The 19,921-nt window shown below is 69.0% G+C and carries 19 protein-coding genes; 7 read left to right on the forward strand and 12 right to left on the reverse strand.

What is annotated here, in order from left to right; all coding sequences use genetic code 11:
* Positions 1-9: 9 nt before the first annotated feature.
* Complete coding sequence (locus ACIQI8_RS23165) at positions 10-369, reverse strand: NADH-quinone oxidoreductase subunit A (protein ID WP_030379754.1); 360 nt, start codon at positions 367-369, stop codon at positions 10-12.
* Positions 370-1,112: 743 nt separating this feature from the next.
* Between ACIQI8_RS23165 and ACIQI8_RS23170 the strand changes: the two genes are divergently transcribed.
* Both ACIQI8_RS23170 and def read left to right on the forward strand, forming a co-directional pair.
* Entirely contained in the window at positions 1,113-1,919 is an 807-nt protein-coding gene (locus ACIQI8_RS23170; protein ID WP_402353571.1) for a C40 family peptidase, read from the forward strand.
* A 251-nt stretch (positions 1,920-2,170) separates the two neighbouring features.
* Complete coding sequence (gene def / locus ACIQI8_RS23175; protein WP_402353574.1) at positions 2,171-2,797, forward strand: peptide deformylase; 627 nt, start codon at positions 2,171-2,173, stop codon at positions 2,795-2,797.
* A 107-nt stretch (positions 2,798-2,904) separates the two neighbouring features.
* Here the strand turns inward: def and ACIQI8_RS23180 are convergent, their stop codons facing one another.
* Positions 2,905-4,200 carry a geranylgeranyl reductase family protein gene (locus tag ACIQI8_RS23180; protein ID WP_123998424.1) on the reverse strand — a complete coding sequence of 432 codons (1,296 nt, stop codon included), beginning with the start codon at positions 4,198-4,200 and terminating at the stop codon, positions 2,905-2,907.
* A 98-nt stretch (positions 4,201-4,298) separates the two neighbouring features.
* On the opposite strand from ACIQI8_RS23180, the gene ACIQI8_RS23185 reads away from it, so the two are divergent.
* Both ACIQI8_RS23185 and ACIQI8_RS23190 read left to right on the forward strand, forming a co-directional pair.
* Positions 4,299-4,805, forward strand: coding sequence for a GNAT family N-acetyltransferase (locus ACIQI8_RS23185; protein ID WP_402353578.1), 507 nt, complete (start codon positions 4,299-4,301; stop codon positions 4,803-4,805).
* 178 nt (positions 4,806-4,983) lie between these two features.
* Positions 4,984-5,301 (forward strand): PASTA domain-containing protein, encoded by a 318-nt coding sequence (locus ACIQI8_RS23190; protein ID WP_402353581.1) that lies wholly within the window; start codon positions 4,984-4,986, stop codon positions 5,299-5,301.
* A gap of 60 nt (positions 5,302-5,361) precedes the next feature.
* Here ACIQI8_RS23190 and ACIQI8_RS23195 read toward each other — a convergent pair whose 3' ends face one another.
* From ACIQI8_RS23195 to ACIQI8_RS23210, 4 genes are all read right to left on the reverse strand, one after another.
* Positions 5,362-6,057: a demethylmenaquinone methyltransferase gene (locus tag ACIQI8_RS23195; protein ID WP_402353584.1), complete on the reverse strand. Its 696-nt coding sequence runs from the start codon at positions 6,055-6,057 to the stop codon at positions 5,362-5,364.
* 35 nt (positions 6,058-6,092) lie between these two features.
* Positions 6,093-7,190 carry an acyltransferase gene (locus tag ACIQI8_RS23200; RefSeq protein WP_402353587.1) on the reverse strand — a complete coding sequence of 366 codons (1,098 nt, stop codon included), beginning with the start codon at positions 7,188-7,190 and terminating at the stop codon, positions 6,093-6,095.
* A 64-nt stretch (positions 7,191-7,254) separates the two neighbouring features.
* The gene (locus tag ACIQI8_RS23205) at positions 7,255-9,591 is read right to left on the reverse strand and encodes a bifunctional polysaccharide deacetylase/glycosyltransferase family 2 protein (protein WP_402353590.1); all 2,337 of its coding nucleotides are present in this window, start codon (positions 9,589-9,591) and stop codon (positions 7,255-7,257) included.
* Positions 9,592-9,609: 18 nt separating this feature from the next.
* Positions 9,610-9,999, reverse strand: coding sequence for a hypothetical protein (locus tag ACIQI8_RS23210; protein ID WP_402353593.1), 390 nt, complete (start codon positions 9,997-9,999; stop codon positions 9,610-9,612).
* Positions 10,000-10,334: 335 nt separating this feature from the next.
* On the opposite strand from ACIQI8_RS23210, the gene ACIQI8_RS23215 reads away from it, so the two are divergent.
* Positions 10,335-11,372 carry a chitinase gene (locus tag ACIQI8_RS23215; protein ID WP_402353596.1) on the forward strand — a complete coding sequence of 346 codons (1,038 nt, stop codon included), beginning with the start codon at positions 10,335-10,337 and terminating at the stop codon, positions 11,370-11,372.
* Positions 11,373-11,409: 37 nt separating this feature from the next.
* Here the strand turns inward: ACIQI8_RS23215 and ACIQI8_RS23220 are convergent, their stop codons facing one another.
* The 4 genes from ACIQI8_RS23220 to ACIQI8_RS23235 form a co-directional block, all read right to left on the reverse strand.
* Entirely contained in the window at positions 11,410-11,823 is a 414-nt protein-coding gene (locus tag ACIQI8_RS23220) for an imidazolonepropionase-like domain-containing protein (RefSeq protein WP_402353599.1), read from the reverse strand.
* A gap of 7 nt (positions 11,824-11,830) precedes the next feature.
* Entirely contained in the window at positions 11,831-13,030 is a 1,200-nt protein-coding gene (gene mqnC, locus ACIQI8_RS23225) for a cyclic dehypoxanthinyl futalosine synthase (RefSeq protein WP_402353602.1), read from the reverse strand.
* A gap of 71 nt (positions 13,031-13,101) precedes the next feature.
* Positions 13,102-13,848 carry a prepilin peptidase gene (locus ACIQI8_RS23230; RefSeq protein WP_402353604.1) on the reverse strand — a complete coding sequence of 249 codons (747 nt, stop codon included), beginning with the start codon at positions 13,846-13,848 and terminating at the stop codon, positions 13,102-13,104.
* Positions 13,849-13,902: 54 nt separating this feature from the next.
* Positions 13,903-16,932 (reverse strand): BTAD domain-containing putative transcriptional regulator, encoded by a 3,030-nt coding sequence (locus tag ACIQI8_RS23235; RefSeq protein ID WP_402353607.1) that lies wholly within the window; start codon positions 16,930-16,932, stop codon positions 13,903-13,905.
* Between the two features lie 296 nt (positions 16,933-17,228).
* On the opposite strand from ACIQI8_RS23235, the gene ACIQI8_RS23240 reads away from it, so the two are divergent.
* Both ACIQI8_RS23240 and ACIQI8_RS23245 read left to right on the forward strand, forming a co-directional pair.
* Positions 17,229-17,882, forward strand: a complete 654-nt coding sequence (locus tag ACIQI8_RS23240; RefSeq protein ID WP_402353609.1) for a hypothetical protein — start codon at positions 17,229-17,231, stop codon at positions 17,880-17,882.
* Positions 17,879-18,928, forward strand: coding sequence for a hypothetical protein (locus tag ACIQI8_RS23245; protein ID WP_402353611.1), 1,050 nt, complete (start codon positions 17,879-17,881; stop codon positions 18,926-18,928). Before ACIQI8_RS23240 ends, ACIQI8_RS23245 begins: the two co-directional genes overlap by 4 nt.
* A gap of 17 nt (positions 18,929-18,945) precedes the next feature.
* Here ACIQI8_RS23245 and ACIQI8_RS23250 read toward each other — a convergent pair whose 3' ends face one another.
* Positions 18,946-19,257, reverse strand: a complete 312-nt coding sequence (locus tag ACIQI8_RS23250) for a hypothetical protein (protein ID WP_402353614.1) — start codon at positions 19,255-19,257, stop codon at positions 18,946-18,948.
* Between the two features lie 174 nt (positions 19,258-19,431).
* The gene (locus tag ACIQI8_RS23255; protein WP_402353617.1) at positions 19,432-19,911 is read right to left on the reverse strand and encodes a hypothetical protein; all 480 of its coding nucleotides are present in this window, start codon (positions 19,909-19,911) and stop codon (positions 19,432-19,434) included.
* Positions 19,912-19,921: the final 10 nt, after the last annotated feature.

Below are 19,921 nucleotides of genomic sequence, written 5' to 3' on the forward strand. Positions count from 1 at the left end.
AAAGGCCCCTCAGTCCCATTCCAGGCCGCCTCGCCGCCATACGTACGCGTACGCGACGAAGACGGTGAGCACGAAGAGCAGCATCTCCACGAGCCCGAAGATCCCCAGGGAGTCGAAGGTGACCGCCCAGGGGTAGAGGAAGACGATCTCGATGTCGAAGACGATGAAGAGCATCGCCGTCAGGTAGTACTTGATGGGGAAACGCCCGCCGCCGGCCGGCGTGGGGGTCGGCTCGATCCCGCACTCGTAGGCCTCGAGCTTGGCCCGGTTGTACCGCTTCGGACCGATCAGCGTGGCCATGACCACGGAGAAGATCGCAAAGCCTGCCCCGAGGGCTCCCAGTACGAGGATGGGCGCATACGCGTTCACCGCTCCTCGCTCCTCTCAGTCGGCACTGACTGCTGGCGATGGCACCGGGCCCGCTGCCGCCCCACCGGATCCCCGAACACCTCGCGTCCCAGCGAAGATCGAGAACATGTGAAGCAGGTCACAAGCCCAACTGCCTCGCATCTTATGCCCGGCGCTCTGTGATCTGCGACACGGGGTATTGCACAAGCTTTGTGATCTCCACCACCTGACCAAGGATCATGAAGTCGGATGAGTGGTGATCTTCGTACGTGAAGCGTCCGAGTGATCACCAGAGGTGACATTTCCGCTCGTCGGCGCAGTTCGGGGCGGGCGTCTCCATATCAAGAGGCTTCCCGTGCATGCAAATTGGTGCTGGACGGGGCGCCTTGATAGAGGACGGCATTCACACATCAGAGGGAGACGCGCGGCGCGATGTGGACACGTGCACACATTCACGAGCGGGTGAGGACCGAGGCACGCGCATGACGCAGCCGCCGCTGTGACCGTTGCGTGACCTCCGCCACATCCATGAGAGGCGGCTGAGAGCGGGGCTTGGCCACTTGTCTCAACCAGTGGTAGGCCGCGGGCAATTCGGGCGTAACGACGAAAGAGCGTGATCACGGGCCGATCGGGCTGCGCCCGCAATGTCCGTTACGGCGTCAATAAGGAACGCCACGCCCGGGATTGTGGGGGCCCATTGAGTAATTGTGGCGCACCACACGTTTCTTGAAGGTATGGAGGAGCCCCTGATACCGGTTGGACTCATGTCCCACACCGCTCACATACGCAGCCACCGGAAACCCCGCCGCAACGCGACGACTTCGATCGCGGTGCGTGCCGGAGTCGCCGGTGGCGTACTCAGTCTGGCAGCGGCGGGCGCGTCGGCCTCGGCGAGCGCCGCCGAGCCGGTGACCCAGACCCTCGAACTGCCCACCCTGACAGCCGACCTGTCCACTCAGGTCGCCCAGTCCGCGGATGCCACGCAGCAGACAGCCGCGAACTACCAGTTGCGTGCCGAGCGTGACGCGGCCGCCGCAAAGGCCGCGAAGCAGGCCAAGATCGACCTCGCGGACGCCAAGAAGAAGGCGGAGGCCAAGAAGAAGGCGGAAGCGGCCCGCAAGGCCGCCGCGGAGGAGGCAGCCAGCCGCAGCACCCAGCGGACCACGCTCGCCGCCTCGACTCCCTCGACCACCACGACGAGTTCGTCGACGGCGACCGGTTCCGCGGCCACCATCGTCAACTTCGTCAAGGCCCAGGTCGGCAAGGCGTACGTGTCCGGCGCGACCGGTTCGTCCGCCTATGACTGCTCGGGTCTGGTGCAGACCGCCTTCAAGCAGGTCGGCATCAGCCTGCCGCGCGTCTCGCAGGACCAGTCGACCGCCGGCACCCAGGTGTCGCTCAGCAACCTGCAGCCGGGCGACATCCTGTACTGGGGCAGCGCGGGCAGCGCCTACCACGTGGCGGTGTACGTCGGTGGCGGCATGTTCGTCGGCGCGCAGAACTCCTCGACGGGCGTCGTCGAGAAGCCGCTGTCGTACGACCCGCCGACCGGTGCGGTGCGGGTGCTCTGAACCTGAGAGATTCGGACAGCTTGTGAGGGCCGCAGCCGCTCGGGGGCAGCGGCCCTCCCGGCGTCCGCCCGCAGGGCGCCGATGAGGAACATCCGTCGGCGCGGCCGGTGTTCACCTGCGGCCGCTGGGTGCGTTCTGTTGTCATGACTCCTGGAGGGCCTGGAGAGGGCCCAGGAAGCCGTAAAGGCCTCTCCTGGTCGCGAGACCTCTCCCGCCCGCCACAGCGTCCTCACACGACAGGAGAGACAGCCATGCCCAGTGTGTTCGTCCAGGGGAAGCCCGTCGACGCGTATCCGCCGCTCGCGCCCGAGGCCCGGCGCGGGTCGGTGCGACGCATCACCGAGGTGGGCGAGGAGGTCCTGCACAAGCCCTGCCGGGACATCACCGAGTTCGGACCCGACCTCGCCGCGCTGATCGACGACATGTTCCTCACGATGTACGTCGCCGAGGGAGCCGGCCTTGCGGCGAACCAGGTCGGCGTCGATCTGCGGTTGTTCGTGTACGACTGCCCCGACGACGACGGGGTCCGGCACGTCGGGCACATCGTCAACCCGGTCCTCGAAGCGCTCGACCCGACCGGACGCCGGCTGCTCGACGACAACGAGGGATGCCTGTCCGTGCCGGGCGCGATCATGGAACTGCCCCGCCCGGACCTGGCCGTGGTGCGCGGCCTCGACAAGGACGGCGAGCCGGTCGTCGTCGAGGGAACGGGCTATTTCGCCCGCTGCCTCGCCCACGAGACCGACCACGTCAACGGCCACGTCTACCTGGACCGGCTCTCCAAGCGCCAACGCCGGGACGCGCTACGGCAGGTGGAGGAACACCGCGACGAGGTGTACGCCCGCCGCGCCGCCAACATCGAGGCGCTGAACAGCTAGGGCCTGCCCGGCTGACAGACCCCGGCCGTCGCCGCGGGCGGCGTCACTCCCGGTGCCGCTCGCGGTGCCGCTCCCGGCAACACTCCGGGTGCCGCTCCCGGTGGCGGTCACGCCTTCGGCGCCACCTTGCTCAGGCCGTTGATGATGCGGTCCATCGCGTCGCCGCCCGTCGGGTCCGTGAGGTTGGCGAGCATCTTCAGGGTGAACTTCATCAACAGCGGGTGGGTCAGGCCGCGCTGGGCCGCGATCTTCATGACCTTCGGGTTGCCGATGAGCTTCACGAAGGCGCGGCCCAGCGTGTAGTAGCCGCCGTAGGTGTCCTTGAGGACGCGCGGGTAGCGCTGCAGAGCCAGTTCGCGGCTGGCGGGGGTCGGGCGGGCGTGGGCCTGGACGATGACGTCGGCGGCGATCTGGCCGGACTCCATGGCGTAGGCGATGCCCTCGCCGTTGAAGGGGTTGACCATGCCGCCCGCGTCGCCGACGAGCAGCAGCCCGCGCGTGTAGTGCGGTTGGCGGTTGAAGGCCATGGGGAGCGCGGCGCCGCGGATCGGGCCCGTCATGTTGTCGGGGGTGTAGCCCCAGTCCTCGGGCATGGACGCGCACCAGGCCTTCAGCACCTCGCGCCAGTCCAACTCCTTGAAGGAGTCGGAGGTGTTGAGCACACCGAGGCCGACGTTGGAGGTGCCGTCGCCCATGCCGAAGATCCAGCCGTAGCCTGGCAGCAGCCGGTCCTCGCCGGGGCCGCGGCGGTCCCACAGTTCCAGCCAGGACTCCAGGTAGTCGTCCTCGTGGCGGGGCGAGGTGAAGTACGTCCGTACGGCCACGCCCATCGGGCGGTCCTCGCGCCGGTGCAGGCCCATCGCCAGGGACAGGCGCGTGGAGTTGCCGTCGGCGGCGACCACGAGCGGCGCGTGGAAGGTGACTTCGCGTTTGTCCTCGCCGAGCTTGGCGTGCACCCCGGTGATGCGGCCGGTGCGGTCGTCGATGATCGGGGCGCCGACGTTGCAGCGCTCGTAGAGGCGGGCGCCCGCCTTCTGGGCGTTGCGGGCGAGCTGCTCGTCGAAGTCGTCGCGTTTGCGGACCAGGCCGTAGTCCGGGTACGAGGCGAGGTCCGGCCAGTCCAGCTGGAGGCGGACGCCGCCGCCGATGATGCGCAGCCCCTTGTTGCGCAGCCAGCCGGCCTCCTCGGAGATGTCGATGCCCATGGCCACCAGCTGCTTGGTGGCACGCGGGGTGAGGCCGTCGCCGCACACCTTCTCGCGCGGGAACTCGGTCTTCTCCAGCAGGAGTACGTCGAGTCCGGACTTGGCGAGGTGGTACGCGGTCGTGGAGCCGGCCGGCCCCGCGCCGACGACGATCACATCGGCGGTGTTTTCGGAGAGCGGCTCAGTCACGACGGTCACGGCGGGATCTCCCCAAGTTCGGAATCTGCGTGCCGACGGGCACTGGACAAGGGCAGTCTATTCAGCAGAATTGATCACCCGGCTGAAGGGCTGCCAACGTGAACCGAGCTCTGCCCGTCGTACGGCTGCGTGTCCCCACCGACGAGGACGCCGTGGCCTGGCACCGGATCTTCGACGACCCGGACGTGATGGAGTTCCACGGCGGCAAGTCCGCGGAGCTGTCCGTCTACGAGGAGCTCACCGCCCGCCAGCGCCGGCACGACGCCGAGCACGGCTTCTGCCTGTGGACCATGGTCGACGACACCGGCCGGGTGATCGGCTTCACCGGCGCCCAGCCGTGGCCGCAGGACTGGGGCCCCAAGGGCGAGATCGAGATCGGTTGGCGTCTCGGCCGGGAGTTCTGGGGCAAGGGGTACGCGACCACGGCCGCGCAGATGACCCTGGAGCGGCTGCGGGCGGCGGGCGTGCCGACGGTGGTGGCGATGGTCATCGCCGACAACGAGCGGTCCATCGCGGTGACGCGACGGCTGGGCATGCGTCTGGACGAGGTCTTCCGGACGCCGTCGAGCGACCGGGAGGGGCACTGCTACCGGCTCGACCTGTGAGGCGCCGACGCATGAGGCGCCGGCGCGATCCGGGATCGTAGCTGATCCCGAAAAGTCACTCACAGTAACTGACTGCTACAGAAAGACACTTGGACCTTCCGATCGCCACCCCCAGGCGGTTACTCTGCCAGTACCGCTGGGGGTGACATCTGTGCGCTTAACACCCAAAACACCCGAAGTGCGAGTGCCACGGCTGGTCGGTCTGATGGCCATGGACGCGCGCAGGACGGCCGAGGACACCGGCCTCTTCCTGAACGCGCCGGACCGGCCCGACTTCCACCAGACCGTGGTCGAGTACATCGTCCGGCAGTACCCGCAACCCAACGCCGAGGTGCCCCGGGACTCCGTGGTGTACGTGTGGTTCGACTTCGGTGAGGGCGACGGCGGTGGCGGAGTGCGCGAGCCGCGCCTGCCCAGGCCGCCCGGCGGCGGACTGCAGCGCGAACTGAACGAGCCGGGCGGAAACGACCCGTACGCCTTCGTCAGCTCTGCCTGAAGCCCCGTAGCCAGCTCTGCTTGAAGCCCCGTAGCTCAGCTCTGCCTGAAGCCCCGTAGCTCAGCTCTGCTTGAAGCCGCGGTGCAGGGCGACCACCCCGCCCGTGAGGTCGCGCCAGGCAACCTTCGTCCAGCCAGCCTTCTGGAGATGACCGGCGAGCGCGGGCTGGTCGGGCCAGGCCCGGATGGACTCGGCGAGATAGACGTATGCGTCCGGGTTGGAGGACACCGCGCGGGCCACCGGCGGCAGCGCCCGCATCAGGTACTCGGTGTAGACCGTGCGGAAGGGCGCCCAGGTCGGGTGCGAGAACTCGCAGATCACGACCCGTCCGCCGGGCTTGGTCACGCGGTACATCTCGCGCAGGGCCGAGTCGTAGTCCTGCACGTTGCGCAGCCCGAAGGAGATCGTGACGGCGTCGAACACGTCGTCCCGGAAGGGCAGCTTCGTGGCGTCGCCCGCGGTGAACGGCAGCCAGGAGTGGTTCTTCTTGCCGACCTTGAGCATCCCGAGCGAGAAGTCGCACGGGACGACGTACGCGCCCGTGCGGGCGAAGGGCAGCGACGAGGTCGCCGTACCGGCGGCCAGGTCGAGGATCTTCTGCGCAGGCCGCGCGTCGACCGCCTTCGCCACCTCCTTGCGCCACACCCGGTCCTGGCCGAGCGACAGCACGTCGTTGGTCAGGTCGTACCGTTCCGCCACGTCGTCGAACATCGAGGCGACTTCGTGCGGCTGCTTGTTCAGGGAGGCGCGGGTCACCGGGCCATTCTTGCAGTACGGCCCCCGCCACCCGCTCAGGAGGGCAGCAGCCGCGGCCGCTTCTTCGCCGCCACGTCCTCCACCCAGCCGCACGCCAGCACGAACACCGCGATCAGGCTCCAGCCGATCCCGAACATGAACCACTGGCTCTCCAGCGGCAGCCACTTCTCGAACGCGGGCACGTTCCAGAACTGGTCGATCAGCGGCACCGCCAGAATCAGCGCGATCTCGTGCCAGAGGTAGATCGTGACCGCACGCGCGTTGAAGATCGCGACCAGGCGGTCGGTCCGCCGGAACCGGGTCAGCCGGGCGAAGTCGATCCGGAAGTACGCCTTGGCCCACATCAGCAGCAGCACGAACCCGGCCGACCAGAAGGCCTGGGCGAGCGGGATCTCGTCCAGGTCGTACGTGCCGACCTCCCCCTGCTGCGAGAAGGCGTACCAGCCGCCGTAGCCGAGCGCGGCGAGCGAGAGGACGACCACCAGCGCCGGCTTCAGCCGCTCCAGCACGCCGTCGCGATGCGCGAAGCCGAGCAGCCAGCAGAAGAGATACGTCGAAAGGTCCCACAGGGCGCTGCCGAAGCGGTTGTCGGGCCCGGCCCACAGGTAGGTGAGGACCAGGATCGGGGCCAGGGACAGCAACAGCACGAAGACGGGGGCGAGCCGGAAGACCCGCAGGAGCAGCGGGGAGAGGAGCACGAACCACAGGTACGTCCGCAGGTACCAGAGGATCTCCCAGGCCTGCTGCCCCCACGCGTTGCCCGGCGGGTCGCCGAGCGGCACGACCCAGTAGACGATCTCCCAGCCCGGCATCCAGTCGTGCACCAGCATGGCCAGTACGACGAAGACGCCCCAGAACCAGAAGGGCGGCAGCAGCCTGCGCAGCCGGCTCTTCAGCACCTTGGCCGCGGGCCGCTCCAGCGACTTGGCCATGAGCGTGCCGGCCAGGCCGAACATGATGCCCATGGAGGGGAAGACCATCCCGCACCAGGCCCACCCGAAGGTGTGATAGGTGACGACCCGGATCAGGGCGACCGCGCGCAAGGTGTCGAAGTAGCGGTCGCGGGCGGGGGGTTGAGGGAGCGGGGCGGTGGTCCGGACGTCCGGTTCAGCCGAAACCGTAGCCGCAGGCACAGCCGTAGCAACAGGCACAGCCGTAGCCGCGTTCGCCGGCGCCCCTCTTCTGTGCGAACCCACCTCAGCTCACCCCCGCCGGAGTTCCGACCTCGCCGGTGCGCTTCAGCTTCTGCCAGCGCAGGCGCCCGCCGGTGAGGGCGGTGATGCAGGAGTGGATGAGGACGAGGTACATCATCTGCCGGTAGGCCAGCTGTTGCAGCGGCATCATCAGCAGGTACCGGTACTTCTCGCGGTCCAGCCGGAAGGCGTACGCGGCGCAGAAGAGCTGGATGCCGAGGACGGCGAGCCACGCGTAGAGCGCGGCCCGGAAGTCCACGAAGATCATCGAGTACACCGTGAACACGTCGATCAGCGGGGCGAAGACCGGCGTGACGATCTGGAAGATCACCACGAGCGGCATGCCGACCCGGCCGAAGCGGCCCGAAGGTCCCTTGTCCGTGAGGGACTTGCGGTGCTTCCACAGCGCCTGCATGGTGCCGTACGACCAGCGGTAGCGCTGCGACCACAACTGCTTGAGCGAACCGGGCGCCTCCGTCCAGGCCCTGGCGTGCTCCTGGTAGACGACCCGCCAGCCCGCGCGGTGCATCGCGATGGTGATGTCGGTGTCCTCGGCGAGGGTGTCCTCGCTCATGCCGCCGACCTGGAGCACCGCGTCCCGGCGGAACGCGCCGATCGCGCCCGGGATGGTGGGCATGCAGCGCAGCAGGTCGTACATGCGGCGGTCGAGGTTGAAGCCCATCACGTACTCGATGTGCTGCCAGGCCCCGATGAGGGTGTCGCGGTTGCCGACCTTCGCGTTGCCCGCGACCGCGCCGACCTCGGGGTCGGCGAAGGGCTGCACCAGTTGGTGCACGGCCTCCGGCTCGAAGACGGTGTCGCCGTCCATCATCACGACGATGTCGTAACTGGCGCTGCGGACACCGTTGTTGAGAGCGGCTGGCTTGCCCGCGTTCTCCTGGCGGATGACCCGGACGTTCGTCATGCCCAGTTCCCTGGCCGCGGCGCGGGCGATCTCGGAGGTGTCGTCGGTCGAACCGTCGTCCACGACGATGACCTCGATCGGATGAGTGCTCCGCGCCAGCGACTTGAGGGTGTTGGCGATGCACTCCTTCTCGTTGTACGCCGGGACGATCACGCTCACCGGCCGGGTGACGGTCGGCCCCCAGCCGAACCGGCGTCTGTTGCGCTGTCTGTAGTGGCGCCGGGCGAGGACCAGCATCATCCCGAAGCGGCCCATGACGGCCACGCCGACGACGATCAGCCCGACGGAGAGCGCGGGTACGGTCCACTCGGCGACGGCGACGGCCATCACAAGTGCCTTGCCCTCGTAGAGGGTTGTGCCGGTGGCGGTGCGGTGGGCGGCCTGGAGGCGGGCCTGGGCGACCTGGGTGCCGGTAGGGGCACTCGCGTTTCCGTTCGCGTTTCCGCTCACGTTCCCCTCGACGCCAGCCGCTCCGCCCGCGCCCGGCACCCCGGTCGCCGAACCGGCTGTCGCCGCCCGGCGGTTACTGGCGCCGTCCTTCTCCACGACCCCGCTGATGGTGGTGAAGGTGTAGCCCTTCGCCTTCATCTTCTTGATGTACGTCGGCAGCGCCTCGACCGTCTGCTCACGGTCACCGCCCGCGTCGTGCATGAGGACAGCCGCACCCGTCGTGCCCTTGGGCGTGGCCCAGCTGACGATCTTCGAGACGCCCGGCTTCTTCCAGTCGTCGCTGTCGGTGTCGACGAAGACGCTCGTGTAGCCGTCGGCGCCGAGCTTCTTGTAGACGGGCCAGCTGTAGTTGTCGATGGCGTCCGTCTCCGAGGAGTACGGCGCGCGGAAGAGCGTGGTCGTGATGCCGGCCGCGCCCGCCAGCGCGAGCTGCGTCTGCTCCATCTCGCGCTTGATGCGGGAGTCGCTCTGGTACGACAGGTCGACGTGCGTGAAGGTGTGGATCCCCACCTCGTTGCCCTGCTGGACCATGTCCTTCACGATGCTCGGATACCGCGAGACCATCGAGCCGACCAGGAAGAACGTGGCCGGGACGTCGTTCTCCTCCAGGATCTTGAGCACCTGGGGCGTGTACGTGGGGTTCGGGCCGTCGTCGAAGGTGAGCGCGATCGTCTTCTTCGGTACGGAGATCGTCGTGGCCTGGCCGCCCCGGAAGGTGACGATCGGCCCGCCGTTGAGGATCTTGTCCGGGACCTTGCTGGAACTGGCCCCGTCGCGCACGCGCTGGTCACCGCCGACCTCGGCGCGCAGATAGCCGTCGAGCAGCATGATGCAGGTCAGCGCGAGAAGGAGCAGCAGGGCGAGGATGACTCGCGGTTTCTGCAACGCCGCGGCCTTGCCCGCCGCCCGCTCGATGCGGGTGGGGGCACGCCGACGGCCGCGTGAGGGCGTCGTCGTCGTGGACATGTGGGTGTGCCGTTCCCCTCAGTTGGCGTTCGCGGCGGCGGACGCGGACGAGGACGAGGTCGGTGAGGGGGACGTGGAGGGGATGCCCGACGGCGGTGCGGACGGGAGGCCGCTGGGACGGCCGCCCAACTGACGGCCGATGCCGCCCTGTTGGCGATATCCGGCGGGGGCGTCGCCGTTCCCTGGTCCCGCCTGGCCGGTGCCGAAGGGCAGGAGCGAGGACGGGTTGATCGACGTGCCGATGCCCATGAAGGCGAGGACGAGCACGGCCGCGTACCCGAGACACAGGACGCTGACAAAGAGACCGATCCGGCGCAGCAGCTTCGAGCGGCGTCCGGAGTTGTCAACGAACACGGGTCCCTCGGCGGACTCGTTGCCGCGTTTGCGGCGGCGACCGCGTACGGTCACGCGGTTTTCGATGGCAGGCTCGGAATGCATTCCCCGGACATTAGAGAGCCTTTATGTGTCCGGGTTCTGTTTTCTTGTGAGGCGCATATGAGAGACCTCATAACCTGTCTCTTGCCTATGAGATTCCACGAACGCCTGCACGGTCCCACCTGAGGGAGTAGGCGCCCAATGCCCCATTTATTCCGCCCGATTGACCCGATTCACGCCACATCTCCCATGTGTTTCCTGTACGTTGGCCGTCTTCATGAACAGCAGTCCCGTGTGAGACGTTCTCTATTTGAATGGGACTTTGTTTCACGCCTGAGACAGAAATCACGAGAGCGGGTGCATGTTCAATGCGGGGTTTCCTGAAGCCGGCGGCCGGGGTCACGTGTCTGTTTGCCCTGGCCACGACGGGATGCTCCAGCGCGGCGTCGGATCCTCCGAAACAGGCCGCGACCGCCGGTTCGACCCCCTCGCAGGAGGCGACCCAGGGGGCGACCGAGGAAGCGTCCAGCACGTCCTACGCCCCGTACGTCAGCGCGACGACCGCGTCCGACAACGACGCGGCCGGCTCTCCGACGACGTACAACCTTGCCTTCGTGATCGCCTCCGGCAGTACGTGCACGCCCGAGTGGAACGGCACGGAGGCCATCGGCGATTCGGCGGTGACGTCTCGGATCTCCGAGCTGAAGGGTGAGGGTGCGAGTGTTCGGGTCTCCTTCGGTGGGGCTTCCGGGAAGGAGTTGGCCTCGACCTGCGGCAGCGCGGCTGCGCTGGCCGCCGCGTACGGGAAGGCGTTGGACGCGGCCGGTTCCTCTCAGGCCGACTTCGACATCGAGGGCGATGAGTTGAGCGACTCCGACGGGGTCGCTCTGCGGTCGGAGGCGATTGCGTTGCTGCAGAAGGAACGGAGCGGCCTTCAGGTGACGTTCACGCTTCCCGTGATGCCGAGCGGGCTCGACTCCGACGGGGTCGCTCTGCTGGAGTCGGCGAACAAGTACGACGTTCAGGTGTCCACGGTGAATCTCATGACCATGAACTACGGGGAGTCGTACGACGCCGACATGGGGGACTATGCGGTGACTTCGGCGAAGGCCGCGCATACGCAGTTGGAGAAGGTGTTCGGGCTGTCCGATGCGGATGCCTGGCGGGGGATGGCGTTGACCTCGATGATCGGGGTCAACGACGTGGCCGGGGAGACGCTTTCCCTCTCGGACGCGGCGGATGTCCGGGCGTTCGCGGAGGAGAAGGAGATCGCGTGGGTTTCCATGTGGTCGACGTTCCGCGATCAGCAGTGTGAGGACGGCTCCGCCGGGGCTGACGATGCGGCGACTGATTGCAGTGGGGTGACCCAGGACGCGGGGGCGTTCGGGGAGGCGTTCGCGGGGTGACGCTGGGTGGGATCGTGGGCCAAAAGCAGGGGCGTTGCTAGCGCCGCCGGTGCACCAGTCGGCCTGCGCATACTGTCGCGATGCAGGCGCCGGTCTCGTCCAGTACCGCCAAGTCGGCGCGGCCCTGCTCCTGTAGGACCGGGGTATGCGTTGCCGAAAGGACCCGCACGTCGTTCCGGCCCGCCGCCGCCCGCAGCTCGGGTGAGTCGACGTACCGCTCCAAGACCGCCGTCGCGCCCGACTTCAAGACCCCGTGGATACGTTCCCTCGGGCTAGGGGCATCCGGCAGCGGGCCCTCGTGGATGCGGGCCGGGCCCAGGACGCCCGGCCAGGTCCGTACCCGGGCGTCGGGAAACCGTGCCCGGACCTCCGCCAGCGTTCCCACGCCCGCGATCCGGGCGCCCTCGACCGCGACCGCGTCGCCTTCGTCCGCCGTGTGGATCGTCAGCACAGGGGCGTCAGTTGGAAGCGAGGAGCTTCAGCTCGGGGTGGGCCGTGCCGCCGGCGATCGCGGTGGAGGAGATGTGGGACATGACCCGCTCGTCGACGGGGTCGTTCGCCGGGTCGTCGTGGACGACGAGGTGCTCGTACGTCGTGGCCCGCTGGGCGGGGACGCGGCCCGCCTTGCGGATCAGGTCGATGATCTCCATGCGGTTGGAGCGGTGCTTGGCGCCGGCGGAGGAGACGACGTTCTCCTCCAGCATGATCGAGCCGAGGTCGTCCGCGCCGTAGTGCAGGGAGAGTTGGCCGACCTCCTTGCCGGTCGTCAGCCAACTGCCCTGGATGTGGGCGATGTTGTCCATGAAGAGACGCGCGATGGCGATCATGCGCAGGTACTCGAAGAGCGTGGCCTGCGTGCGGCCCTTCAGATGGTTGTTCTCGGGCTGGTAGGTGTACGGGATGAAGGCACGGAAGCCGCCCGTCCGGTCCTGTACGTCACGGATCATCCGCAGGTGCTCGATGCGCTCGGCGTTCGTCTCGCCGGTGCCCATGAGCATGGTCGACGTGGACTCGACGCCCAGGTTGTGCGCCGCCTCCATGATCTCCAGCCAGCGCTCGCCGGACTCCTTGAGGGGCGCGATCGCCTTGCGGGGGCGCGCGGGGAGCAGCTCGGCGCCGGCGCCCGCGAAGGAGTCGAGGCCGGCCGCGTGGATCCGGGTGATGGCCTCCTCGACCGACACCCCGCTGATCCGGGCCATGTGCTCGACCTCGGACGCGCCGAGGGAGTGGATGACCAGCTGGGGGAACGCGCCCTTGATCGCCGCGAAGTGCTTCTCGTAGTACTCGACGCCGAAGTCCGGGTGGTGGCCGCCCTGGAACATGATCTGCGTGCCGCCGAGCTCGACGGTCTCCGCGCACCGGCGCAGGATGTCGTCCAGATCCCGCGTCCAGCCCTTGGCGGTGTCCTTGGGAGCGGCGTAGAACGCGCAGAACTTGCACGCCGTGACGCACACGTTCGTGTAGTTGATGTTGCGCTCGATGATGTACGTCGCGATGTGCTCGGTGCCCGCGTACCTACGGCGGCGTACGGCGTCGGCGGCGGCGCCGAGCGCGTGCAGCGGGGCGTCGCGGTAGAGGTCGAGGGCCTCTTCCGGGGTGATCCGCCCGCCGGCGGCGGCACGGTCGAGGACGGACTGAAGGTCGGCCTTCTCAGTCACCGGGGCGTGCCTTTCGTCAAGGTTCGGGACGGACTCGGCAAGCCTACGCCAGCCCTCCGACAAGGTCGCCGTCAGGCCGCGTACGCCCCGATCAGCAGTCCTACGAACGCCCCCGCGAGCAGGAACGGCCCGAACGCGATCGCCGTCTTGCGCCCCGCCCGCCGCCCGACGACCAGCGCACCGCCGTACAACCCGCCGAACAGGAACGCGGCGAACGTGCCCAGCATCACCGTCGCCCACCCGTACCACCCGAGCACCGCGCCAAGGCCGAGCGCCAGCTTCACATCGCCGAAGCCCATGCCACCGGGGTTGATCAGGAACAGCAGGAAGAACCCGCCGCCGAGCGCGAGGGCGCCGTACAGCGCGGTCAGCCAGTCCCCCGCGTGCTCCGGTACGAACGCCACGGCCCCCAGCAGCGCGAGCGCGGCGCCCGCCAGGGGCAGGGTCAGCGGGTCGGGCAGCCGTTGCACCCGGAAGTCGACGAGCGTCAGCAGCACCCCGACCGGCGCGAGCAGCAGCCACACCCCGAGTTCGGGCCGGGTACCGGTGGCGGCGGCGAGTGCGGCACAGACGAGGGCGGTGGACACGGCGGTCACGGGGGTACGGGGGCCGTAGCGGGACTCCGTCGCAGCGCACTCCCGGCACCGGGCCCACCCGATCCAGCCGCCGAGCCGGCCACCGATCGCATGCCCGCGCGGGCACGTGTCCCGCCAGGCCTCGCCCATCGGCGCGGAGAAACGGTAGGCGGCGCGCGGCAGCAAGGCTCCCGCCACCGCGCCCCACAGCGCGGAGACGGCGATCAGTACCCCCGTACTCACTCCGTGCTCATTCCGCAGTCACTCCGCCGCTCACTCGGCCGTTCACTGCGTCGCTCAACTCACCGCCGCGACGCCGTTGCGCCACGTCGGCAGGAGTTCGTCGAGCAACGCCTCGGTCCGCGGCGGCAGTCCGCGCGCGCCGCTGCGGGTGATGAGGTCGGCGGCGACGGACTGGAGGCGGGCCGGGTCGCCGGTGGCGTGGGTGGCGCGGAGGAGTTCGTTCCAGAGCCGCTCGTCGCCGGGGGCGGAGTTGAGGGCCGCGTTCAGGGCCTCGATGGCCTTCTCCGCGCGGTTCTTCTCCAGATGGAACGCGGAGAGGGCGAGCCCGATGTCCGCGACGAGCAGCGGGAGTTGGGCGTCGATGATCTCGTGGGTGAGCCAGCGGTAGCGGCCCTCGGGCCGGTCGGCGAGCAGCGGCCCACGGACGAGGACCAGCGCGTCCGTGAGCAGACGGCCGCGCACGGCCCGGCTGTCGATCCCCTTGCCCTGTGTGGCCTCGTGGTACAGCGAGCGCAACACATCCAGATCGGAGACGACGGACTTGGCGAGCACGAGCCGTCCGGTGGAGTCGGCGGTCAGGCGCGGGGTGCCGTCGGGGTCGGCGCCGAGCCAGGCGCGCAGCCGGTCGAGGAGCGCGTCCCGTACGTCCGCGGTGACGCCTCGGGGCCACAGCGCGGAGGACAGCACGCGCGGGTGCACGCCCTCACGGTGCAGGAGCAGCAGCGCGAGCGCCTCGTGCAGCAGTGCGCTGCGCTCTCCGTCCGGCGTGTCGAGACCGATGATCTCGTACGGTCCGACGAGCCGCGCGTACACCGCTGGCCGTCCCTGCTCGCTGATGTCGACGAGGAACGGCGGTGCGGTCGTGGGCCCTTGGGGATCGCGCTCGGGGTCGGCCTCGACGAACAGGTCGACGACCGCGCGCTGTTGGGCGGACGGCAGCATCTGGGCGTCGAGTTCGAGCCCGAGGAGGGGCGCGAGGAGCTTGCCCTCGTCGGTGATCTCCATCTCCCAGGCGGCGCCGGGCAGTTCACCGGTCTCGGTGCCGACGAGGTAGCCGATGCCCAAGTGCCCGGCGCCGGAGGCGAGTTCGGCCAGCTTGACGGCGTCCTCGGCGGACGGGGTGGCGGCGAGCAGGACCAGGTGCGGGGCCCAACGGGTGTGCTGGGCGGGCCCGGTGCGACCGGTCAGTACGGAGTGGTGGCCCGCCGCCCCGAGCGCTCCGCGCCGCTGCCGGGTCTCGGCCTCCATGGTCTCGATCAGGTCGTCGATGCCGTCGAGGTGGCGCAGCCGGTTGGGCGCGAGCGGGGTGAGGTCCTCGCCGAAGCCGACGAGGGTGATGGTCATGCGGTCCGACCACCCGTTGGTCGCCAACTCGGCGGCCACGGAGGCGAACACGGCGGCCCGGTCGGCCTCCCGCCCGCTCAGCGAGACGATGCCGGGCACGGACTCCAGATTCAGCAGCAGCCGCGAGTCGTCCATCGTGCCGAGGCTGACGAGCCCGGGATAGGGAGCGGCGGTGTCGACATCCTCGTACCGCTCACCGTCCGTGCGCGACAGCATCCAGAAGGTCTGATCCTGCCCGAGCTGCCAGGGGGCCGGGGGCTTGCCCGCGGGCTGGGCGAGTTGCAGATGCAGATCGCCGTTCGTCAGCCAGGCGGCGTAGACGGTCGGCAACGCCCGCGACTCGGCGGCGAGTTGCGCGGACAGCCCACGCAACGACCGATCAAGCAGTCGTACGCCTTCGGGGTCGGCGCCGACGAGAAGGGCGTCCTGCGCGTCGGCGGCGTCGCCCGTGGGCGTGGGCGGCTCCATCCCGCGCCGCCCGCCGACGGCACCGAACGCCGACTGCCACAAGGCCTGTCGGCGGCGACGGCCGAGGGCGAGGAGGAGACCGGCGGCGAGGAGGGGTGCGCCGAGGAGAGCCTCGGGAAGCCCGAAGGAGTCACTGCCGGCAGAGTGGGAGGCGGGGGCGGAGGCGTGCGGCTGTCCGGCACTGCCTCCGCCACCGGCGTCGGCACCGGGTCGCTGCGCGGGCAGGGTGAGGTGGGCGGTGCCTTCGCCACGACCGCCCTGCGCGTGCTGCCCCCCGCTCTGGGCCTGGTCACCGCTCTTCGCGTAGTCATGGATCTGCTGCTGAAGCTGATCCGAGGCGTTGGAAGCGTTGGACGCATTGGCGTCGGGCGCGTTGGCGTCGGGCATCTCGACGAGTTCGCCGCCGTGGGCGTCGCCGGGCATCTCCATGATCCAGCCGGGCCGGATGAGACTGGCCTCGGACAGCTTGGACCCGTCGGGCTGCACGCGGTCCTTGTTGAGCTGGTAAATCTCCTTGTACCGGCGGCCGTCGCCGAGGTGCCGCTGGGCGATCTCCCAGAGGGAGTCGTGGTGGCGCCCCTCGGGCGGCTGGATCCGGTAGTACTTCGTGTCGGCCTGCTGGGCGGTACCGCCGGCGTCGGCCTGCGCGGCCGCGTGGGAGGCCTGTTCGGCGAGCGCGGCGGCGGTACCGGCCGCCTGCTCCTGCTGCCGCGCGAAGAGCCCCGGGGTCTGCTGGGCAGCGGCGACAGTGGGCTTCTGGTTCCCGTCCATGCTGTGCTGCCCGAGCTGCGAGAGCCCTGGCGTGAGGCTGGCCGCGGTGGCCCCGACCAGCAGCAGCGCGGCGACGAGCTGCCGGGCGAGCAACTGACTGGGCCCGGCGCCGGGCACGCGCCCCGGCACGCCGACCCCGGACATGGCGGCCTTCACTTCCACCAGCACACAAGCGGTGAACTGCGCCCAGGCCAGCCAGACGATCACCGTGAGGATGTTCAGGAAGGTGGTGACCGTGATCTCTTTCTGCAGCCAGTCCAGACTCGGCGCCCCGCCGGGGAACGGCCACCCGATACCCATGGCGAGCGCTGCCGGCACGCCGACGACCAGCACGAGCAGCGCCACGAACGCGAAGAACGCCTTCACGAAGTCGCCGAAACTACGCCGCCGGATCCGGACGGGCTGGGGCGTCCGGTTCCGGGGTGCCGACGAGCTGCCCGTCGAATTGCCGGTCGAATTGCCCGTCGAGCTTGATGAGCTTGCGGTGCGGCGTCGCGGCATGGCGGGTGTCCTGGGTCGTGTCGAGGTGTGTGGGTCGTACGGGGGCGAGGCGCGGGGGCGGGGTTCGAGACGGGTACCGAGCCTACAGAGATCCTATTGACTCTTATTTGCATCGTCGAAGGTCTGATACGGAGGTGAGACCCACCCTCGCCCGATACCGCACCGCCCGCCCCAAAAGCCCGACTCACCCCCCACGTTCCCCACACAATCCCCCCACCGGCCCCCAAGGCCCCCTTACCCACCCCTGATAGCTTCGTTCTCTCTTGCACACACGCCAACCTCGGGGGAGATCAAACGTGGCCCGCCGCGCTCTGACCACGACCGCCACCGCACTCACCATCGCGGCGAGCTTTCTGCTCACGGGGTGTGGTGGGGGTGACGATTCGTCTTCGGGGGACATCAAGGGGGCGGACACGGGGGCGGGGAGTCCGTCGGCGTCCGCCTCGACGTCCACCGCGTCGTCCGACGTCAAGCGTCCGGTGATCACTCTTCCGAGCAGCTTCAAGCTCACGTTCGAGAACTGGACGAGCGGCGACGGTGAGGAGCGGGCGGTGTTGAACGACGCCAGGGAAGAACTCCGGGCCGGGTACGCGGCGATCATCGCGAACGACCCGGACAGCAAGGCCGTCGCCTTCTACGACACCGAGGGCGTCATCAGGCAGACCAAGAAGTGGATCAAGTCCTACACGGACAAGAACGTCACCGTCATCGGCGCGTTGCCCGCCTTCGATCCCAAGGTTACGATGGCGAGCACCGGCGACGGCGCGTCCCTTACCTACTGCACGGACGAAAGCCAGGCGAAGACCAAGAACCGGAAGACCGGCGAGGTCCTGGGGAATCCGGCGGGTACGGACCCCGAGGTCGCCTATGTGGTCTCGCTGGCGAAGAGCGCCCAAGGGGTCTGGCAGAACACGTCCGTGAGTTCGAAGCGTGGCGGGTGCTCCAAGTGAACCTGGGGCACAGGGCGGTACCGGTTGTCGCCACGTCGCTCGTCGTGGCTTTGCTGGGCTCCACTCCCGCTGATGCGTTCGGCGGTTCCGACACCCGAGGCGAGGCGGAGGGCAACCAGATCTCCGCCTCCGCCAAGCACTCCCGCATCAGAGTGACCCAGGTGAGCGGTCCCACCGGTGGCAAGCAAGGCAGCCTGTCGTCGACGGACGTCAACTGGAAGCCTCCGCCGTGCTGGTACGAACCCGTCTTCTCGCCCGAGCAATTGAAGACCTTCTCGGAGAACGAGGGCGACGGTGATGTCGGCCTGCGGACGTCCTGGTACGGAACGGAACTCTGGACCGACCACTTCCGGGACGAGAAGGACGCGAACAACATCTTCCGGGCCCCGTCCACCGTGAAGGGCTACAAGAACTACAACCTCGGCAAGGACGGCTACTTCTGGCGCGGCGTGGCCCCGGACGTCTTCAACCTCGACGACACGTCACTGTGCACCCGGCTCATGTTCTGGCAGGACGCCGGCACGATTCCCGACGATCCGAACGCCCCCACGCCGAAGACCCTCGCCGAGTACGCCTACAACAAGGTGAAGGTCCCCAGCACCGAGATCGAGGTGAAGCCGGCAGCCAAGTCGACGGTGAACCTGCCGACTTGGGTATGGCTGGACAAGGGCACCTTCAAGGACGTCAAGGTCCGCGCGGAACTCCCCGACACGGGCCTGTGGGCGGAGACGACGGCCAAGCCGGTCGCCCTGCACCTGGACCCGGGCACGGCCGACGCCATGACCTACCCGGGCTCCGGCAACTGCACGATCAACGACGACGGCTCGATCGGCACCCCCTACACCAAGGGCGACGCCGACAAGACCCCGCCGTGCGGCATCAGTTACCTCCGCGCCACGGACGGATCCCCCTACCGCCTGAAGGCCAGCATCACCTGGCAGATCACCTGGCAGGGCAGCGACGGAACCAACGGCGACCTCCCCGACGGCACCTTCGACACGACCCAGGACATGAACGTCCAGGAGATCCAGGCGGTCAACCGCTGAGCGGGCGAGGACCACCCTTACGAGTCCTCACCTGACTCCCGCACCACCACAACGAGTTGCACGGGCGCCTCGACGTCATCGTGCTTGACGCCGACCAGGACGACCTTCCCCGAAACCCTCCACGCGGTGGGGTCGACACAGTCCGCACCGCCGGTCAGGTCCTCGCCGTCGACCGTCTCAGGCCGATCTCCGACAGCCCCGGACTCCAACTGGGACACAACGCGCGGGAGTTCAGCGGAAGCGGCGTCGTAAAGGCCGTCGATGTACGTGTCCGGGTCGGGCCACTCGTCCTCGACCTCGCGGTGCCACACCGTGAACTCCACCTGCACGGACGGCCCATCACCCTGAATCCACGCCGTGACGTCACCCCGACTCCAGGTCGTGGCCCACGCCTTCGCGGGATTCCTGCGCTCCCCCGTCCACCCCGCCCCGACAAGCACCGCTTCCACGGCCGGACCGGTGAGCTCGTCAAGGCCGACCACCCGTCCAGTTCCCCGCCGACGTCAGGACCGGCGCCCACGCACACCCCGCCACGCGTCCCCGGCCACGTCCTCGGCCCGCAGCCACCAGCCCTCCAGCGTGTCCCGCACCGTCGCCCGCAGCCATCGCCACTTGAACCACGGCGGCAGCTTGCGGATTGGGACGAACGTCAGGGTGTCCCTGATCGCGTTCGCGGCGACGCCCCGGGGGCCCTCGGCGCGGAGCGCGGCGTACAACTCCGGTGTCAGTTCGCCGTGGAGTCGCGCCACAGTGCCCGCCGCGGTGAACGCGAACTCCCGTCGAGGACCGTCCAGCACTCGCATCGCACGCAGGATCCGTGGTGAGGACACGTCCGGCGGGCAGGTGGCCGCCAGGCCGATCACCGCGGTGCCGAGATGCTCCTCACCGCGCTCGAACGCGGCGTCGACCGCGGCGGGGTCGTCGATGCGAGACAGCCCTTCACCGCTCAGCCAGCTGTACGGGACTCCCTTCGCCGTGCTCACTCGGCCGACT

Source organism: Streptomyces sp. NPDC092369, from assembly GCF_044755245.1.
Lineage (GTDB): Bacteria > Actinomycetota > Actinomycetes > Streptomycetales > Streptomycetaceae > Streptomyces.